The organism is Exiguobacterium sp. PvP048 (assembly GCF_040549175.1).
In the GTDB taxonomy this organism is placed as follows: Bacteria; Bacillota; Bacilli; order Exiguobacteriales; family Exiguobacteriaceae; genus Exiguobacterium_A; species Exiguobacterium_A artemiae.
In genome coordinates, this window is the sequence record NZ_JBEPSU010000005.1 from 159,451 (window position 1) to 177,602 (window position 18,152).

At 46.4% G+C, this 18,152-nt stretch carries 20 protein-coding genes; 8 read left to right on the forward strand and 12 right to left on the reverse strand.

Annotated elements, in window-relative coordinates; genetic code table 11:
• Positions 1–78: 78 nt before the first annotated feature.
• Positions 79–1,734, reverse strand: a complete 1,656-nt coding sequence (locus ABIC15_RS11110; protein WP_131503521.1) for a PTS transporter subunit IIBC — start codon at positions 1,732–1,734, stop codon at positions 79–81.
• A gap of 253 nt (positions 1,735–1,987) precedes the next feature.
• On the opposite strand from ABIC15_RS11110, the gene ABIC15_RS11115 reads away from it, so the two are divergent.
• The gene (locus ABIC15_RS11115; protein ID WP_354020713.1) at positions 1,988–2,272 is read left to right on the forward strand and encodes a helix-turn-helix domain-containing protein; all 285 of its coding nucleotides are present in this window, start codon (positions 1,988–1,990) and stop codon (positions 2,270–2,272) included.
• A gap of 271 nt (positions 2,273–2,543) precedes the next feature.
• On the opposite strand, the gene queF is transcribed toward ABIC15_RS11115, so the two are convergent.
• From queF to ABIC15_RS11160, 9 genes are all read right to left on the reverse strand, one after another.
• Positions 2,544–3,032, reverse strand: a complete 489-nt coding sequence (queF, locus tag ABIC15_RS11120) for a preQ(1) synthase (protein ID WP_354020714.1) — start codon at positions 3,030–3,032, stop codon at positions 2,544–2,546.
• A gap of 11 nt (positions 3,033–3,043) precedes the next feature.
• The gene (gene queE / locus ABIC15_RS11125) at positions 3,044–3,760 is read right to left on the reverse strand and encodes a 7-carboxy-7-deazaguanine synthase QueE (RefSeq protein ID WP_354020715.1); all 717 of its coding nucleotides are present in this window, start codon (positions 3,758–3,760) and stop codon (positions 3,044–3,046) included.
• Positions 3,757–4,212, reverse strand: a complete 456-nt coding sequence (gene queD / locus ABIC15_RS11130) for a 6-carboxytetrahydropterin synthase QueD (RefSeq protein WP_354020716.1) — start codon at positions 4,210–4,212, stop codon at positions 3,757–3,759. Before queD ends, queE begins: the two co-directional genes overlap by 4 nt.
• Positions 4,209–4,865, reverse strand: coding sequence for a 7-cyano-7-deazaguanine synthase QueC (queC, locus tag ABIC15_RS11135; protein ID WP_354020717.1), 657 nt, complete (start codon positions 4,863–4,865; stop codon positions 4,209–4,211). Before queC ends, queD begins: the two co-directional genes overlap by 4 nt.
• A 170-nt stretch (positions 4,866–5,035) precedes the next feature.
• Complete coding sequence (gene bshB2 / locus ABIC15_RS11140; protein ID WP_354020718.1) at positions 5,036–5,692, reverse strand: bacillithiol biosynthesis deacetylase BshB2; 657 nt, start codon at positions 5,690–5,692, stop codon at positions 5,036–5,038.
• Entirely contained in the window at positions 5,692–6,057 is a 366-nt protein-coding gene (locus ABIC15_RS11145; protein ID WP_012371765.1) for a YojF family protein, read from the reverse strand. Before ABIC15_RS11145 ends, bshB2 begins: the two co-directional genes overlap by 1 nt.
• 61 nt (positions 6,058–6,118) lie before the next feature.
• Positions 6,119–6,934, reverse strand: coding sequence for a bifunctional hydroxymethylpyrimidine kinase/phosphomethylpyrimidine kinase (locus ABIC15_RS11150; RefSeq protein ID WP_012371764.1), 816 nt, complete (start codon positions 6,932–6,934; stop codon positions 6,119–6,121).
• A gap of 131 nt (positions 6,935–7,065) precedes the next feature.
• Positions 7,066–8,070, reverse strand: coding sequence for an inorganic phosphate transporter (locus tag ABIC15_RS11155; RefSeq protein ID WP_290828099.1), 1,005 nt, complete (start codon positions 8,068–8,070; stop codon positions 7,066–7,068).
• A gap of 16 nt (positions 8,071–8,086) precedes the next feature.
• On the reverse strand, positions 8,087–8,704 hold the full coding sequence (locus tag ABIC15_RS11160) for a DUF47 domain-containing protein (RefSeq protein ID WP_012371762.1): 618 nt from the start codon (positions 8,702–8,704) through the stop codon (positions 8,087–8,089).
• Positions 8,705–9,045: 341 nt separating this feature from the next.
• On the opposite strand from ABIC15_RS11160, the gene cbpA reads away from it, so the two are divergent.
• The 5 genes from cbpA (at position 9,046) to ABIC15_RS11185 (ending at position 15,352) form a co-directional block, all read left to right on the forward strand.
• Positions 9,046–9,684: a cyclic di-AMP binding protein CbpA gene (gene cbpA / locus ABIC15_RS11165; RefSeq protein WP_012371761.1), complete on the forward strand. Its 639-nt coding sequence runs from the start codon at positions 9,046–9,048 to the stop codon at positions 9,682–9,684.
• A gap of 57 nt (positions 9,685–9,741) precedes the next feature.
• Positions 9,742–10,512 (forward strand): pyrroline-5-carboxylate reductase family protein, encoded by a 771-nt coding sequence (locus ABIC15_RS11170; protein ID WP_354020719.1) that lies wholly within the window; start codon positions 9,742–9,744, stop codon positions 10,510–10,512.
• A gap of 190 nt (positions 10,513–10,702) precedes the next feature.
• The gene (locus ABIC15_RS11175; RefSeq protein ID WP_354020720.1) at positions 10,703–11,260 is read left to right on the forward strand and encodes a TetR/AcrR family transcriptional regulator; all 558 of its coding nucleotides are present in this window, start codon (positions 10,703–10,705) and stop codon (positions 11,258–11,260) included.
• Between the two features lie 44 nt (positions 11,261–11,304).
• Positions 11,305–14,472: an efflux RND transporter permease subunit gene (locus ABIC15_RS11180; RefSeq protein WP_354020721.1), complete on the forward strand. Its 3,168-nt coding sequence runs from the start codon at positions 11,305–11,307 to the stop codon at positions 14,470–14,472.
• Between the two features lie 217 nt (positions 14,473–14,689).
• Positions 14,690–15,352 carry a C40 family peptidase gene (locus ABIC15_RS11185; protein WP_354020722.1) on the forward strand — a complete coding sequence of 221 codons (663 nt, stop codon included), beginning with the start codon at positions 14,690–14,692 and terminating at the stop codon, positions 15,350–15,352.
• 62 nt (positions 15,353–15,414) lie between these two features.
• Here the strand turns inward: ABIC15_RS11185 and ABIC15_RS11190 are convergent, their stop codons facing one another.
• Positions 15,415–16,380, reverse strand: coding sequence for a LacI family DNA-binding transcriptional regulator (locus tag ABIC15_RS11190; protein WP_012371756.1), 966 nt, complete (start codon positions 16,378–16,380; stop codon positions 15,415–15,417).
• Between the two features lie 12 nt (positions 16,381–16,392).
• Entirely contained in the window at positions 16,393–16,650 is a 258-nt protein-coding gene (locus tag ABIC15_RS11195; RefSeq protein ID WP_012371755.1) for a hypothetical protein, read from the reverse strand.
• Positions 16,651–16,822: 172 nt separating this feature from the next.
• On the opposite strand from ABIC15_RS11195, the gene ABIC15_RS11200 reads away from it, so the two are divergent.
• Both ABIC15_RS11200 and ABIC15_RS11205 read left to right on the forward strand, forming a co-directional pair.
• Positions 16,823–17,281 (forward strand): MarR family winged helix-turn-helix transcriptional regulator, encoded by a 459-nt coding sequence (locus tag ABIC15_RS11200; RefSeq protein ID WP_012371754.1) that lies wholly within the window; start codon positions 16,823–16,825, stop codon positions 17,279–17,281.
• A 116-nt stretch (positions 17,282–17,397) separates the two neighbouring features.
• Positions 17,398–18,030 (forward strand): NAD(P)H-dependent oxidoreductase, encoded by a 633-nt coding sequence (locus tag ABIC15_RS11205; protein WP_012371753.1) that lies wholly within the window; start codon positions 17,398–17,400, stop codon positions 18,028–18,030.
• The last annotated feature ends 122 nt before the right edge of the window (positions 18,031–18,152 follow it).

Here is an 18,152-nt window from a genome sequence, read left to right on the forward strand (position 1 = left end):
ATCCTCCTGTTTTTCAATAAAGAAAGGTGAAACTCAAGGAGAGCTTCACCTTTTCTTATTTACCCTAAATCATCTGGTTTATGCGCCGATTCGATCTTGGATATCTGATTTCAAGACATCCGCTTTAGGACCGTAAATAGCTTGCACGCCATTATTTTTTAGGATTAATCCAAGTGCACCATTGGATTTCCAATCAGATTCCGGTGCGACAAGACTTGGATCTTTGACCGTGACGCGCAGGCGTGTCATACAGGCATCGACTTCCTCGATGTTTGCTTGACCCCCTAATAATCCGATGATGCGTGAGGCTTGTGATTGATCGTTTGTTGCAGCCGCTTCGTTCGTAGCTTGAGTGTTGTCTGAAACGACGACATCATCCAAGTAGTTTCCGTTACGGCCAGGTGTTGCATAGTTGAACTTTTTAATAACGAAACGGAATGTAAAGAAGTTCAAGAAGAAGAAGAACACACAGACACCGATGAAGCGGATCAAGTCACCGATCAGTCCCGCTTTTGCAATCAGCGGAATCCGTGTCAGCAATTCAATCGCTCCGAACGCATGGATCCGGAGATGCATGACGTCAGCCAAAGCAAATGCAACACCTGTTAAGACAGCATAGACAACGTAAAGGACAGGTGCGATGAACATGAACATGAATTCGATCGGCTCCGTGACACCTGTTAAGAAAACGGCAAGACCGGCAGATAGGAAGACCGGTTTATAAGCTTTCTTTTTGTCTTCATCAACCGACATGTACATGGCAACAGCAACACCGATTAAAGAAGCCAGGGAAGTAACGACTTGTCCTTCTTTAAAACGTGCCGGGACGACACTGTTGATCAAATCGTTGTATCCTTGTGTGTTACCTGCTTGTTTTAAGTTAACGAGATCGGTAATCCAGGCGAGCCATAACGGATCTTGACCTGCGACCGTCGAACCTTGCGCTGCCCCCGTTAAAATTTTATACGTTCCACCGAGTTCCGTGTAGTTCATCGGAACCGTCAGCATGTGGTGAAGACCAAACGGTAAGAGCAGACGTTCCAGTGTTCCGTAAACGAATGGAGCAAGGATCGGTGCCGTATCGCGTGACGTCGCGATCCAGCGTCCGAAGTCATTCAATAATCCTTGGACGAATGGCCAAACGAGTGATAAAACAAACGCTGCAACGACGGATCCACCGATGACAACGAATGGAACGAATCGTTTACCGTTAAAGAATGCAAGTGCATCAGGCAACTTGCTGAAGTTATAAAATTTATTGAAGAGTACAGCTCCAAGGAAACCGGAAATGATTCCGACGAATACGCCCATGTTAAGCGCCGGAGCACCAAGGACAGAAGTGAAATAATCTTTTACAATTAAATCAGAACCAAGTAAAGACGTGACGGTTGCTTTTGGATCTGCAAGCATCGTCGAGTTGACACCGAAGATAGCACCGGTAACACGGTTGACTAAGATAAAGGCAAGTAAGGCAGCAAATGCTCCGCCGGCCCGTTCTTTTGCCCACGATCCACCGATCGCAACGGCGAACAAGACATGCAGGTTAGTAATGATGGCCCAACCTAAATCTTCAACAATTCTTGCAACCGTTTGCATAAATACGATGTCGCCACCGTACATTCCGATCAACTTCCCGATCGAGATCATGATTCCGGCAGCTGGCATGACTGCTATGACTACCATTAAAGCTTTTCCTAGCTTTTGCCAGAAATCAAATGAAATCTTGTTTTTCATGTGGTTTCACTCCTCTATGTATCTGTTATCTGTGTAATTAGTGCAAAAAATGTAAGCGATTAATGCAACCGCTTGCATATATAATTGTAAGCGATAACTTTTTAAAAAGCTAGTTCTTTTTTATGATTTTTTTGAAATTATATTTTAGAAAATGAATATTATGAATAGGAGAAGTGTTGAAAAATGAAAATCGGGAATAACTTAACAGGAAAGAAAGCGGAGCGTCATGTGCTTAGAAAAAGGAGACGAAATCATGAGTGAATCGATCATTCCTCTCACGAACTATGGAGAACGAATTCGAATGTTACGGAACCGACAGGGCATGGAGCTCGAACAACTCGCGGAACTGACGGAAACGACACCTGAAATGATGAATCGGATTGAAAAAAGCCTGGCATATCCATCCTTTTCGATGATCGAACGGTTGGCAAAGGTGTTAGGTGTTCCGTACGAACATTTACTTCGGGATATCTGGCCGGCGCAAATGATTTTTCAACAAGAGGAAGATCAAAAAATCATTGATTTGCCTTCGAGTTAACGATAGAAAAAAAGGGCTAACTCAAAAGTCAGTCCTTACAAAGAAAAGGATGGCAGATTCTAATTCTGCCGCCCTTTTCTCGTTTAAACAGGAATCACTCGTTTCACGCAACTCCTATAGGAAAAAGCGCATTTTTGTGCTGTCAGAGACAAACAAGACCCGCTTTCCTGCCTGAATGAGGCAGGAAAACTGGCTTGTGTCTCGCCTGAGGAAAGGGCGTGAAAAGACGAGAGATTCCTTTTTGAGTCAGCCTCTTTTACTGTATTATCGATTATCGATTATCGATGGTTTCGGGATATAAATCATGATTAAACAGACGGTGCTCTGCCATCTGTTCATATTTCGTACCCTTTTTACCGTAGTTGTAGTATGGATCAATTGAAATCCCGCCGCGTGGTGTGAATTTTCCCCATACTTCGAGGTAACGGGGTTCCATCAGTTTGACAAGATCCTTCCCGATAACATTGATGCAGTTTTCATGGAAGTCACCATGATTACGGAAACTGAAAAGGTACAGCTTCAACGATTTTGATTCGACCAGCTTCTCGTCCGGGATGTAAGAGATGTAGATGGTCGCAAAATCCGGTTGATTCGTAATCGGACAAAGGCTCGTAAATTCAGGTGCATTGAATTTTACGAAGTAATCATTTTCCGGGTGACGGTTCGGGAAGGCTTCAAGCACTTCCGGTTGATATTCAAAAATATACGGGACAGACTTTTGACCAAGTAAGGACAAATCGTTTAAATCTTCTGGACGCATAATTAATCTCCTTAAACGCCGCGATCGTTTGCGAAAACGAGGGCATGTAGTTGTGGAAGAACCCGTGCATGATTAAATCGTTCGTCAGTTGCGACGCGTTCCCATAAAGTTTTTAAGCCGGATAACATCCGCGGTGCAATCGTACCTTCTTCCGCAGGATCAGGATTACCGAGTGACAGATATAAGGTTTTTAAGGCGTAGCGTTCTGAAATGGCAGCAGCAAAGTCAAGATCCGCCTCATCAAAGATGACGATTTTAACGGCGCGTTGTTGTTCAGGCAATCGTTTGAAAAAGACATCAAGGCGGTCATAATCAACGGTCATGCCACTCGACGGCGGTTTCGGACTGATCGTGACGTCTTCGATATCGAGCACCCAGTTTTGCCAGTAAGAACCTTGTGTTTCGACCGACATCGTGATGCCACGGCTCTTCAGTGCGTCGACGAGTGTCCCGATCGATGCGTGTAACAAAGGGTTACCGCCGGAAATCGTGACATGACCATACGAACCGAGGGCATCGAGTTGCGTCAGGATTTCTTCTGCTGTCAGCAAATCCGGTTTTTCCGATCCGTCCCAAGTGAAGGCCGAGTCACACCAGGCACAGGAATAATCACAGCCACCCGTCCGGACGAACATCGTTTTTTGACCGATGGAACGTCCTTCGCCTTGGAAAGTCGGACCGAAGATTTCAAGGACAGGAATCTTCGGTGTTTTCTTCAGTTGACTCATGACTCAAGCATCCATTCCCGGCGGACTTCAGCAAATGCCGTCGGTGTTTCATACAATTTGACGAATTCGACACGAAGACCCCGTTCGTCCGGCAGGTGTTTGCCGAGTGTTTCAAAAATCCAGGCCGACATGTTTTCAGCCGTTGTATTCATGTAAGGAAGAGACTCGTTCAAGTACCGGTGGTCAAGCAACGGTTCGAGATGCTCTTTGAAAATTTTCTTCAAATCACCAAAGTCGAGTGTCATGCCACGATGATCAAGGAATCCGCTGATGCCGAGATCGACGTGATACGTATGCCCGTGCAGAGCACGGCATTTGCCGTCATAGTCATACAGATGATGCGCTGCGTCAAACGTCAATTTTTTAACGATCATGACACGTGATTTTGTATAAATGAGCGAGTCGCCGGTCGGGCGCTCGACAGTTTGGGGTGCTTCATAATTGAATTTCATGTGTGTTGAACCTCCTCGATATAGGCATCTAAGCCTTTTTTCCGTAATTCACAAGCCGGGCAATCGCCGCAGCCGTCTCCGATGATGCCGTTGTAGCACGTCAATGTCCGTTCGCGGACAAAATCAAACGCGCCGAGCGAATCAGCCAGTGCCCATGTCTCTTTTTTATCGAGCCACATAAGCGGAGTATGAATCACGAATGGATAGTCCATCGCGAGGTTAAGCGTCACATTCAGTGACTTGATGAAGGAATCACGGCAGTCGGGATAACCGGAAAAGTCCGTTTCGCATACGCCGGTGATGATGTGGCGGATACCGCGTCCTTTTGCGAGGACGGCTGCGAAGGACAGGAACAGATGATTTCGGCCGTCTACAAAGGTAGAAGGAAACCCGTCTTCGTTTGTCGTGATTGATTGTGAGTGGTCAGTCAAAGAGTTGCTTGTCAATTGACTGAGGAGTGAGAGATCGAGTTCATGATGCTTCACACCGAGTTCAGATGCGATTTCGCGAGCGACATCGAGTTCTGCGGCATGACGTTGTCCGTAGTTGAAGGTAACGACTTCAACTTCTGAATAATCGGCGAGTGCCTGAAACAGACAGGTCGTCGAATCTTGACCGCCACTGAAGACGACAAGAGCACGTTCATTTTTCATTGGATACACTTCCATTCCTAGTTTTTGTGACGGAGGAGGTTACGAACTCCGGAGACACAGTCTCAACTATTCACACTAGCAGAAGGTGGCTGAAAAGTCGACTGACAATCAAGGATTTCACGAGACAAAAAAAACACCCTTGAACGACAGTGCGCTCAAGGGTGAAAAAATCATAACGGATAATGATAATACCGCTCTTTGACGAGCAGATCACGGATATTCGAGTCTTCTGAGATGACTTTCATCAGGCCGCCGGTTTGGGAAGCATGTGCCTGAAGGGCAGCGATTTTTTGATCGGTATAAGCGCTGACATCATGAACAAACGTTCCTTCACCGAGTTCGTCACGCGTATTGTTAGCGAAAGCGACGGCTAAAAATTCAGGCCGCTCGTTTTCGTCAATCGCGCGAAGTGCCCGGACGACGGCACGGGCTGTTGCTTCGTGATCCGGATGGACGGCGTAACCGGGATAAAACGAAATCACACGTGTCGGTTGTGTTTTCGCAATCAATTCGCCGATCCGCTCAGCAAGCATCGCTTCGTCTTCGAATTCGACCGTCTTGTCGCGAAGTCCCCACATTTGTAAGTCGGAGATCTTCATCTTTTCCGAAGCGGCAATCAGTTCACGTTTGCGGATCATCGCGAGCTCTTCACGATTCGTAAAGACAGGACGTCCCATATTGCGTCCCATTTCACCGAGTGTCAGGCAGGCATACGTGACAGGTCCGCGATTCTCTGCATGTTCAATAATCGTTCCAGCCGAGCTGAATGCTTCATCGTCCGGGTGAGGGAAGATGACGAGAAGATGATCTTGTTCGTTGTACGCCATTATTCTACCTCCTCTGCGCCTTGCGCGAATGGAGTCGGACTGAGTTCGAAGGCAATCGCAAGGCGTCCTTCAACGTCGTGTCCGGCAATCAACAGTTGATCACCTGCAAATTCATAATCCGTTAATCCTTCACCATACAACCAGCCGTGGGCCAGTTTCAGACCAATCCGGTAAGGACCGTTTCCGGTGATCAGTCCACGTTCATACGTAATCTCGGCATTACGGAAAAACATACCGGCACTGTGGAATGTCGGGTCCTGGTGTGTCGCATATGCCCCGTTCGTCGTTTCGACGTGTACGTAAAGTGGTGTATTGGCATGCTTATCGATATAGTCTTGTACAGCAGTTAAATCCAGTGCTTGCATGATAAATCCCCTTTCCTATACAGAAAGAAGTCCGCGAGCATTGCGCGGACTTCCTGAACGATCAAGACGTTACTGTTCGATGAGCAGCGTGGTCAGTCGGGCCGACATATTCATTCAACCGGAATGAATGACGAATCGCAGAAGTGATAAACGATTTCGCTGTACGGACCGCTTGTTCCACGGAAGCTCCTTTTGCGAGTTCAGCCGTGATGGCGGCAGAGTAGGTGCATCCTGCTCCGTGCGTATACGGTGTCTCAATACGTTCGTCCTCAATTAGGATAAACTCTTTTCCGTCATAAAGCACGTCAACTGCTTGCGGGTGGTCGATCTTGCTGCCGCCTTTAACAAGGACGTATTGCGCGCCTTTTTCATGAATCCGGGCAGCTGCGAGCTTCATTTCATCGATTGTCGAAGGGGTTTTTCCAAGCCCCGATAATTGACCTGCTTCAAAGACGTTAGGAGTCACGACTGTTGCGAGCGGTGTCAGGATATCACGTAAAGCGTTCGCCGTATCCGGATTCAGGACCTCATCTTCGCCTTTACATACCATGACCGGATCGATGACGACATTTTTGACACCAGATGACTTGATTTTTTCAGCAACGACTTCAATGATTTCGACAGTCGGGAGCATACCCGTCTTCATCGCATCTACACCAATTCCTCCAAGGACCGTATGGATTTGTGTCCGGACGAGTTCGGCATCGATTGGATAAACCGCATGGTGCCAAGAATGATCAGGATCTTGAGCAACGATGACCGTCAATGCGTTCATCCCGTAGACTTCAAGTTCCTGGAACGTCTTCAAATCAGCTTGAATACCAGCGCCGCCACTCGTGTCAGAGCCGGCAATCGTTAAAGCTTTACGTTTTGTCATGTGGAATTCCTCCTAAATAAAATAAGCATATCTTCTTGCCATCAATCATAGCGAATTCTAGTCCAAGCGACAACTGCAGGGGCTTAATCAAGACAGAAAATCCCCACCTAGCTGACTAGATGGGGAATGAATCATTTAATGAATAAGAAATCGAGAATGTAGTAGATGAGCGCCGCCACTGCCATTGAAATCGGCAATGTGATGACCCATGTAATCACCATTCGTTGTGCTGTTCCCCATTTAACGCCTTTTTTCCGGTGTGATGTACCTACACCGAGAATGGCAGAAGAGATGACGTGTGTCGTTGAAACCGGTAAGTGGATTGCTGTCGCACCAAAGATGATGGCAGCAGACGTCAAGTCAGCCGCAACCCCGTTGACGGGACGGATTTTCATGATTTGTCCACCAACCGTCTTGATGATCCGCCATCCACCGACGGATGTTCCGAGACCCATGGCAATCGCACACGATAATTTAACCCAAAGTGCGACTTCGTGATCGGTTTGGAAACCGGACGAGATGAGGGCAAGTGTGATGATACCCATCGCTTTTTGCGCATCGTTCGTCCCGTGTGTATACGATTGAAGCGCAGCTGTTGCGATTTGCATATGACGGAAACGACGATTCGTCTTCGCCAAATTCCCTTTTTTGAATACAACTTTGAAAATACCATAAACGATAAAACCAAGCGTAAAGGCAAGAATCGGTGAAATGATCAGAGCCTGAACGATTTTTAAAATCCCTTTAGCTTCAATTCCGCCAAAACCGACGGATGCAATGGCTGCACCGGCGATTGAACCGATCAACGTATGCGAAGAACTAGACGGAATACCGAAATACCACGTCAAGAGGTTCCAGGCAATAGCAGAGAGTAAAGCAGCAATGACGACATAACTTCCGTGCTGTAGCGTCGACGGATCGACGATATCGCTGGAAATTGTTTTAGCAACGCCAGTAAACGTGATTGCACCTAAAAAATTCATCGTCGCCGCAAGAATGATAGCGTGACGCGGTTTCAAAGCACGAGTCGACACCGAAGTCGCAATCGAGTTCGCTGTATCGTGGAAACCGTTAATGAAGTCGAAGCTAAGTGCGAGAATGACGATTATGGCGGTGATGATAAACAGACTATCCATCTCGTTAGCTCCTCACTTATGCATTTTTCATGATGATCGTTTCAATGACGTTTGCTGCATCTTGGCAGTAATCGGCGATTGATTCGAGCGACTCATAAATTTCTTTGTATTGAATGATTTTGATTGGATCTGTTTCTGTTGCGAACAATGCTTTGATTGATTTACGACGCAAGTTGTCACAGATTGTTTCTTGTTCTTTTACTTTGATGACGTGTTCGCGCATCGGCTGAAGTTTGCGTGCGACTAACAAATCCATTGATAAAGCGAGCTCATTAACGGCAATGTGGATCTCATCCACAAAACGGATCATATGCTCGTCTGCTTGGACGATGTTGTAAATTTCAAAAATAGCAGAACATTCTTCAAAACCGTCAAGGACGTCGTCAAGTGAATTAGCAAGTGCTAATAAATCTTCACGGTCGATCGGTGTGATGAACGCGTTGTTCAAATCGATGATCAATTGGTGCATCAGATCGTCACCGGCTGTTTCAAAATCTTTTACTTTATGGGCGAATTCTTTGACATCGGCAATACCATTAATTTTAAAATCAACGAAAAATTGTGACGTTCGTTGCAAGTGTCCTGCAATCTCAGATAATTTAACCGCGAATGGATCTTGTTTTTTACTGAACATTTCTTCTGCCTCCATATTAAGAACAAGAATAGAATAGTGAAGTGACTTCACGAGTTCGATTGTATCAGACGCTATTGTAAAAGAATACAACTATGTCCCGTCTTTACGAAATCTTAATAAATCTTAATACTAATGGGATTGCTGATTTAACAAAGAATTAAAAATTGAAACAATAAGATGGATTCGCTTATTAATCTTGGGGAAACTTGTGTTTTCCGTTGCCCTTTGTAAGGGAATAGAAGAAAAGCAGGAGAAGGAAGAGCGGAAGCGAATAAGAAATTAAGTTAGAGCGCCATGTAAATCAGGTATAATCATGTAAAGGAAAGAGGAGGACGTTTTGTATGCTCGTTCAAAGTTTGTGTATTCCGAAACACCAGTGTGTCAAGATTTCAGAGACGGCTACCCTGCGAGAAGCGTTACAGACGCTGGAAGAGACAGGATACCGCTGTGTCCCGGTTCTTGATCAAACCGGTCAATTGTTCAAAGGGAACATCTATAAAATGCATATTTACCGCCACGGAATGAACGGTGGAAGTTTAGACGACAACGTCATGACACTGATCAAAAACACGACGAAGTTCATCTACACAGGCAGTAACTTCTTTGAAGTCTTTTTCTCCATCAAAGAATTGCCTTACATTGCTGTTCTGAACGATGATGGACAATTTTTCGGGATTTTACCCCACGGAAAAATGCTGGGTATGCTCGAAGAAGCGTGGAACCGCGATTCAGGCAGTTATGTCCTGACGGTTGCCCTCAGTGAACAAAAAGGGGCGCTTGAAAAGATCGCGAAAATCATTAACAAATACTCAACGGTTGCGAGTCTGATGACATTGGATGCAAAAAGCAGTGTCATGCGCCGTGTCTTGATCACATTACCAACGGATTGTGATGAGAAGACGAAAAAGAAAATCGTCAAGAAATTAAACGAAAAAGGACTCCGCGTCGTTGCTGTCGAGGACTTGGCAGTTCGTGTATAATGACTAGGAAATCCGAAGGACCAGCAATTGGTCCTTTTTTTGTTGGGAGGCAATGAAATGAATATTTTAATGGTAGGGGCAGGTTCGATGAGTGAGTCGTTAGTCAAAGGCTGGCTGGATTCCGGGATATCTCCTCAAATGATTACGATGACCAATCGAGCGGACCGGTCGCGTCTGTTTGCTCTGGCGGAGCAGTACGGTGTCCGGACGACGGCTGAGGAACAGGTGGATCAATTTGATGTCGTCGTTTTGGCCATGCAGCCGGACGGAGTGCTCGACTACATCAAACAGCAGACTTGGAGGACGGATCAATTGGTCGTGTCCGTCGCCGCGCACATTACACCGGCAGAAATCGAAGCACATATTTCATGTGGTGCCGTCTGCGCGATGCCGAATACACCCGTCGCATTTCGGACAGGGATGACCGGACTTTGGTTTGGTGACCTTGTATCGGACGAGAAAAGACAACAGGCGACGGCATTATTTGGACGCGTGGGTGAGACGGTCGAAACGAATGCGGCGACGATGCCGTATCTGATGGCAGCAGCAGGGTGCAGTCCCGCATTCTTCTATGAAATCGTCGGCGCGATGACACCTGTATTGACGAAAGCCGGTTTCGATGCATCTTCTGCCCGGAGAATCATCGCCCAGGCGATGAAAGGATCAGCGAAACTGCTGTTGCATGAAGAACGTCCGACAGAAGAACTGATCAAGGATGTGGCAGCACCGGGTGGCCCGACGGATCGTGGAGTCCGTGTGTTGCGTGAACATGACTTGGCACAAGCGATGTATGAGGCTTTGATGGAGAGCGCTCGCAAAAAAAATTAAAAAATCATCCGAAACGCCCGCCGCTTCTTGATTACAAGAGAAACGGCGGGCGTTTTTGAATAGAGTTGCTTCGAGTGAAATAAAGCGTTTCACGTGAAACATGGATTTAATCTTGCAAAGCGTAACAGAACTTCGTATATTTAAAAAAGAAACCGTCCAGACGGTACAGTAAAATGAAAGGAGAAAGGTGATGGTCAGTACAAAAGCGTTAGAAACACGACGTCGGATTACGGATGCGACCGTTCAAGTCATGCTGACCCAAGGATTTCCGCAACTGACACTTGAAGAAGTGGCGAAACAGGCGAATGTCTCGAAAGGCGGGCTGTTGTATCATTTTTCTTCGAAAGAAGAATTATTGATGGGTGTGATCGAGGAACAGGAACGGCGTCAGTTCCAGCAGTATCAGACGTATCTTGGACAAGGATTCGGTCCGATGGAAGCTTTCGTCATGTTGCAGGCACAGCGGGATGAAGAGTTTTGTCTCGATATTGACACGGTATTATTTTTGTTGTCCTTGTTAAAGGAAAATGCCGCTTTCGTGGAAGAACGAAAAAAGCAGGTTCATCAATTTTTTGATCACTTGATGGAACAGGCAGATCCTGTGGAAGCGATGATGATTCGTTTTACACTGGACGGATTGAAGATGTCGGAACATTTTCAGTTTGGTCAGCCTGCACCTGACGTACGACAAGCCTTGGTCGAACGTTTATTAAAACAAGCACGTAAGATCGATCAGGCAACGAAGTAACAAGATGGAATTGAAAAAGAAGAGAGAGAAGGCGGATTTTTACCATGAAGCGTATCATTCAATTTTCAGTCAATAATAAGTTTGCTCTTTGGTTACTGACGATTATCATCACAGTTGCCGGAATTTATGCCGGAACGACGATGAAACTCGAGACGTTGCCCGACATCACGACACCAACTGTGTCTGTGACGACGATTTATCCGGGTGCAACACCGGAACAAGTACTCGATGAGGTCAGTCGTGAACTTGAAAGTAAGGTCGAGAATCTTGGCGGAGTCGAAACCGTCCGCTCGTCCTCTTTCCAGAATGCTTCAAATCTACAAATCGACTACAGCTTCAGTACAGACATGGACGAAGCGGAACAAAAAGTCAAAGAAGCATTGGCTAATGTGGAATTGCCGGAAGGCGCACAGGAACCTCAAGTTTCACGTATTTCATTTGATGCCTTCCCGATCATCGGCTTTGCTGTATCGGACGAAAACCGCTCCTTATCCGATTTGACGAAACTGGTCGAAAACGAGCTCCAACCGAAACTTGAAGGAATCGAAGGAGCACAGACGGTTCAAATCGCCGGTCAGGAAATCCGCCGAATCGAGATTCGATTCGATGAGAAGAAACTGCAACAGTACGGATTGACGGAAGAGAACGTCAAACAGCTGATTCAAGCGAATGATTCCCGCTTGGCTCTCGGGTTATATGAATTAGGTGATAAAGAACAGGCGGTCGTACTCGATGGAAAGGCCACGACGGTCAACGCGTTAAAAAATATCCGTTTGCCTTACACGCCACAAGCCACACCAGGTGCAGGACAAGGACAGACGCCAACACCTGCATCAGGATCAGATGCAACACAAGGTCAGACGCAAGCACCTGCATCATCTGCACCGGCAGGACAAACGCCGGTTGCAGCAGCACCAACGCAGGTTCCGACCGTCAAATTGTCGCAACTGGCGAAGATTGAAGACAAAGGAATCGAAGAATCGATTTCCCGGTCGAACGGGGAACGTTCAATCGGCGTCCAGGTAACGAAATCACAGGATGCCAATACCGTCGAAGTCGTCAATGCGGTCAAAGAGACGATTAAAGACTTTGAGAAAGAGAACGACGGCGTCAAAGCATCGGTCACGCTTGACCAAGGGAAGCCGATTGAAGAATCTGTCTCGACGATGATCAGCAAAGCATTGATTGGTGCCTTGTTCGCGGTCGTCATCATTCTCCTGTTCTTACGGAACTTCAAATCAACAATCATTGCAGTCATTTCGATTCCCTTATCCCTGCTGATGGCGATTTTGGTCTTGAAACAGTTGGACATCTCACTCAACATCATGACGCTTGGGGCGATGACAGTTGCGATTGGTCGAGTCGTGGATGATTCGATTGTCGTCATTGAAAACATTTACCGTCGATTGACGGATCCGACTGAACCATTAAAAGGGAAGGCGCTCATCATTGAGGCAACACGTGAAGTCTTCATTCCGGTCGCTTCATCGACAATCGTCACGATTGCCGTCTTCCTGCCGCTCGGATTCGTTACAGGATTTGTTGGTGAACTGTTCCTTCCGTTCGCCTTGACGGTCGTCTTTGCACTCTTTGCCTCATTGATCGTAGCTGTAACGGTTGTTCCGATGTTTGCTGATTCACTCTTTAAACGCGGGAAGGCACCAAAACCGGAAAAAGAAGACGGTGGCAAACTTGCCAACTGGTACCGTGGTGTACTGAATTGGTCGTTGAACCATAAATTTGTCGTCTTTGGTCTCGCTGTACTGTTGCTGATCGGCAGTTTCGCGCTTGTTCCGACCATCGGTGTCAACTTCTTGAATCAAGAGAGTGAAAAAACATTTTACGTGACGTATAATCCAAAACCGGGTCAAACGTTAGATGATTCATTGAAGGCTGCCGACCTGGCAGAAGGATATTTTGAAAAGCAACGTGATGTGGATAATCTTCAATTTACAGTCGGTGGAGAAAATCCATTGAATCCCGGAAATACAAAGCAAGCTGTTTTCATTGCCCAGTATGATCCGGATACAGCTGATTTTGCAGATGTAAAACAACAGGCAATCAAACAATTGAATAAAGAGATTCCGACCGGCGAATGGAAAGAACAGGACTTCAGCGGAGGAGCGGCCTCTTCCGGTGTCTCGTATTCGGTTTATGCCAATTCGATTGAGGATCTGCAAAAGATTACACCTGAATTCGTGAAAGCGATTGAAGGCGAATCGAAATACGTGCGTAAAGTAACGACTGATTTAAAGGAGTCGTATACACAGTACACATTTGAAGTCGACCAACAAAAAGCCGCTGAATTCGGTATCTCGACAGCGCAATTGGCTCAAGGTATTGCTAATGTGCAAGGTGAAGAAAAACCACTTTCTACTATAAAAGTAGACGGTAAGGAACTCGATGTCATCGTTCCGAACGAACAGACGACATATGATTCCATCAACGATCTACAAAAAACAGATGTGACGACGCCGCTTGGTGTCCGGAAACTGTCGGATTTCGTCTCGGTCAAAAAAGGGACGACACCGGATTCACTCAGTGAGCGGGACGGTAAGCTGGTCGCGACAGTCACAGCAGAATTAAAAACAGACAAAGCAACAGAAGCTTCACAAGCAATCGATAAAACGGTCAAAAAGATTAATCTTCCGACAGGTGTCTCCTATAAAGCAGGCGGTGTGACGGAACAAATTCAGGAATCGTTCACGCAACTCGGACTTGCAATGGCAGCAGCCGTCGCGATTGTCTATCTGGTTCTTGTCGTCACATTCGGAGGCGCGTTGACACCACTTGTCATCTTGTTCTCGCTTCCGTTTGCGATCATCGGCGGGTTACTTGCCCTGTTGATTACAGGCGAAACGATTTCCGTTTCTTCGTTGATCGGTGCATTGATGCTGATCGGAATCGTCGTAACAAACGCGATTGTATTGATCGACCGTGTCATTCATAAGGAAAAAGAAGGACTCGATACGCGGGAAGCCTTGTTGGACGCGGCAGGAACACGACTTCGTCCGATCTTGATGACAGCTCTTGCGACGATCGGTGCCTTGTCACCACTGGCACTCGGTCTTGAAGGCGGCGCCTTGATTTCGAAAGGACTTGGGGTAACGGTCATCGGTGGGCTAACAAGTTCGACACTCTTGACGTTGCTGATTGTTCCGATCGTCTACGAATTCTTTGCACGCTTTCGGAAAAAGAAGTCAATGGATTAAGCAGACTTAAGACTTAATTATTTGAACAGGTCTCCTGAAACGGCTCTAAACTGCCGTTTCAGAACCTGTTTTTTTATTTGTTACAGAAGTGTTACGGGAAACTAACCCTGTTAATAAACTGTAACACGATGGAAGAAATCAGCATGATAGGATAAAAACAGTAATTATCTGATAATTTAGTTTTTTGCATAAACATATTTATAAAGGAGACAGACAGATGAAAAGTTCATTTTTAGTGCGGATCGTTGTATTGGCAACATTACTCATCAGCAGCTTCGCGGCTGTTCCACAACAAACGAAAGCCAGTACATCGAAAAAAGTTGTCGTAGCGGTCGATGTGTTGAATGTCCGGTCCAAAGCGACGACGACGGGACAAAAACTGGGTCAACTGAAACTAGGACAAACGGTAACGGTCCTCGGTAAAACAGCAAACAATTGGTATCAACTCCGGTATGCGGGAAAAAATGCGTACATAGCGGCTACATATACAAAAGCATTTAATGCCAAAGCGACAACAGGATTAACTAAAAATGGAGCAGCCGTCGTATCGGTCGCAGAAGGCTTAAAAGGACGTCCGTACGTATTCGGTGCGACGGGGCCTGTCAGTTTCGACTGTTCCGGCTTCACACGTTATGTTTACAACGCGTTAGGCAAGTCGTTACCGCGGACGGCAGCGGCACAATACGGCGCGACGAAACGAACGGCTCCCGTTGCCGGAGATCTCGTCTTCTTCACGCACGGAAGCGGAATTCAGCATGTCGGGATTGCGGTTGATGGATCGACGATGATCAATGCCAATTCCTATTACGGACAGGTCGTCAAAGAATCATTCCGGAGCGGCTACTGGGGATCGCGTTACGTTGCGGCAGGTTCTCTATAAAACAGCAAATCATTCAAAAAACCCGCTCTTGACGCATTTGCGAGACAAGAGCGGGTTTTCATCTATTCTTTGACTTTAACAGCCGTTAATCCACTCAGCAGAGCAGTCGGGATTTCGATTTGGGGATGGTCGCGCCAATTGTCGCTGATCGCGATGAAAAAGGCTTGGCGGCCGATCGTCTCATAAGGGACGGCAACCGTCGTCAGATTCAGGACGACAGCCAAATCACTGCCGTCGAATCCGATCACGGCTAAATCTTCCGGAATCCGGTAACCTTGTTTGCGAAGCTCGAGAATGATACCCGCGGCCACATGGTCACTGGCGGTTAACAAAGCACTTGGGCGACAGGATTGATTGGACCACTGCCGGGCGATGTCGGCTCCGTCCTCAATCGTCAACGCCTGTTGATAAATCCATGACGTATCTTCCGGTGACACGGTATCCTGATAGGCCTGCTTTCGGGCACGGCTGTTTGTGCTGTCAGGGCGACCAAGACAAATCCCGATCTGAGTATGCCCGAAAGACTGAAGGGTCTTTAACCCGCTTTGAAACGCGGTATAATGATTGATATAGACGGAAGAGACATCTTCATGATGCTCACAAAACACAATCGGACCGTACTGCTCGTATCGTAAAATCTCATCGACCGGCAGACTGTGGGACACGACAATCAGTCCGTCAACTTCACGTTGGGCGAGGGCTTGAAGAACCGTCTGTTCATGTGACGCAATATAGTTCGTCTGCCACGTCAAAAAACGATAGCCTTCCTCAAAAGCGCACTGGGCAATCCCGTGCAGGATGGCAGCGTGGTAGGGATGATCGACGTAAGGCAGCATGACACCGATCGTTTTCGTTTGACCGGTCGACAACTGGACAGCGGTTTGATTACGGATATAACCGAGCTTTGTGATGGCGTCCTGGACGGCCCGGCGTTTATCTTCCGCGACGTACGGATGATCATTGAGGACACGCGAGACTGTCGTCACTGAAACCTCTGCTTCACGTGCTAAGTCACGAATGTTGGTCATCAAAGGTTCCTCCTAGCTGTTGGATAATTGTTGATGGATCTTAATCCAGTCCTGTCTCGTGATCGGGCCTTCCAGCCAAGCCGAACGATCGAGTTGTTCCGAAATTCTTTGAAGCAGTTCGACCTGATGAGCTGGCGGCAAGTCCGGGAATTGATCGACCAACGTATGCTTACACAAATAGTAACCGGTCGATGTGTGCAACTGTTCAATCGCTAATTCGTAAGCAACATTTTTCTGAACGAGACGAGACAAGAATGTTTGAACTGACATGAGAAGACCTCCCTTGTAGTGTATATCAAGACCGTAAACTATGAAACGCGTTTCACGGCAAGCAAAAACTGAGAGGTCCGTCATAAAAGTGGAAAATCCGGACTGGAATTGACCAATGGAAAAAAGAGGTCTATGATTGGTTCGAATCAAGATAAAGAGGGGCGAACGTAAAATGGAATCGACAGACTCGAAGCTGGCATTAAAAATGCTTGTTGTTCTATCTCGCACAATGCATGCAGTAGCGGAACAAGTGAAAGTAGACATCAAGACCCATCAGCTGAATTTATCGGAATTTGGTGTACTGGAACTGTTGTACCACAAAGGCGATACACCACTTCAACAAATCGGCGATAAAATCTTATTAACGAGTGGCAGTGTCACGTACGTCGTGGATAAATTAGAGAACCGGGGTCTCCTGGCCCGACGATCATGCCCGACGGATCGTCGCGTAACGTTCGGAACACTGACGGAGGCGGGAAGAGAATTAATGGAAGAAACGTTCCCGAAGCACGAAGCATTCCTCACAGACTTGTTCAGTGACCTTTCGATTCCAGAAAAAGAACAGTTGATCGATCAGCTCAAACGGATCGGTCATCGTGCAGACCATTATACACATTCAAAAAAAGCCTAATCATCCTGATTAAGCTTTTTTTGTTGCTTTCTTTGAAATCAAACTAATTGACAAAAGAAAATGGTGTTGGTATATTTACTTACAGAATTTACTTTAAATAAAAGGGAGAAATAAAAATGACTAAATTACTTTATGTAACTGTAAACCCGAAATCAACAGAACATTCATTCAGCCTTCAAGCTGGTGAAGCTTTCCTCGAAAGCTACAAAGCAGCTAACCCGAACGCTGAAGTCCAAGTTCTTGATCTATATAAAGAAGATGTCCAAGAAATCGATACAGACGTACTCAGCGCATGGGGCAAATTCGCTACAGGCGAAGAGCTTTCAGAAGTAGAAATCGCTAAAGTCGGTACAATGACGAAACACCTTGAGCAGTACATGGAAGCGGACGAATACGTATTCGTGACGCCAATGTGGAACTTCTCATTCCCAGCACGTCTTAAAATGTACATCGACAGCGTTCTTCTTGCAGGTAAAACATTTGCTTACACGGCAGAAGGTCCTAAAGGATTGATGGAAGGCAAAAAAGCGCTCCACATCCAGGCAACAGGCGGTGTCTACACTGGTTCTGGCCTCAACTTCGGCGATGACTACCTCCGTCAAGCACTTGCTTTCACTGGTGTAACAGACTACAACTCATTGTTCATCGAAGGTATGGCAATGAACCCAGAAAAAGCAGAAGAAATTAAAGAAGAAGCAATCGCAAAAGCAAAAGAACTTGGCCGTTCATTCTCAACAGTCAACGCATAAGAAACGAAAATACCCGCTGTCCGTTCATGAACTGCCCCATAAAAGTTGGACATAAAAATCCAACTTTTATGGGGTGTTTTTTATGGTCAAATATACGAAGGCGTTTAAAGTCCAGGTCGCTG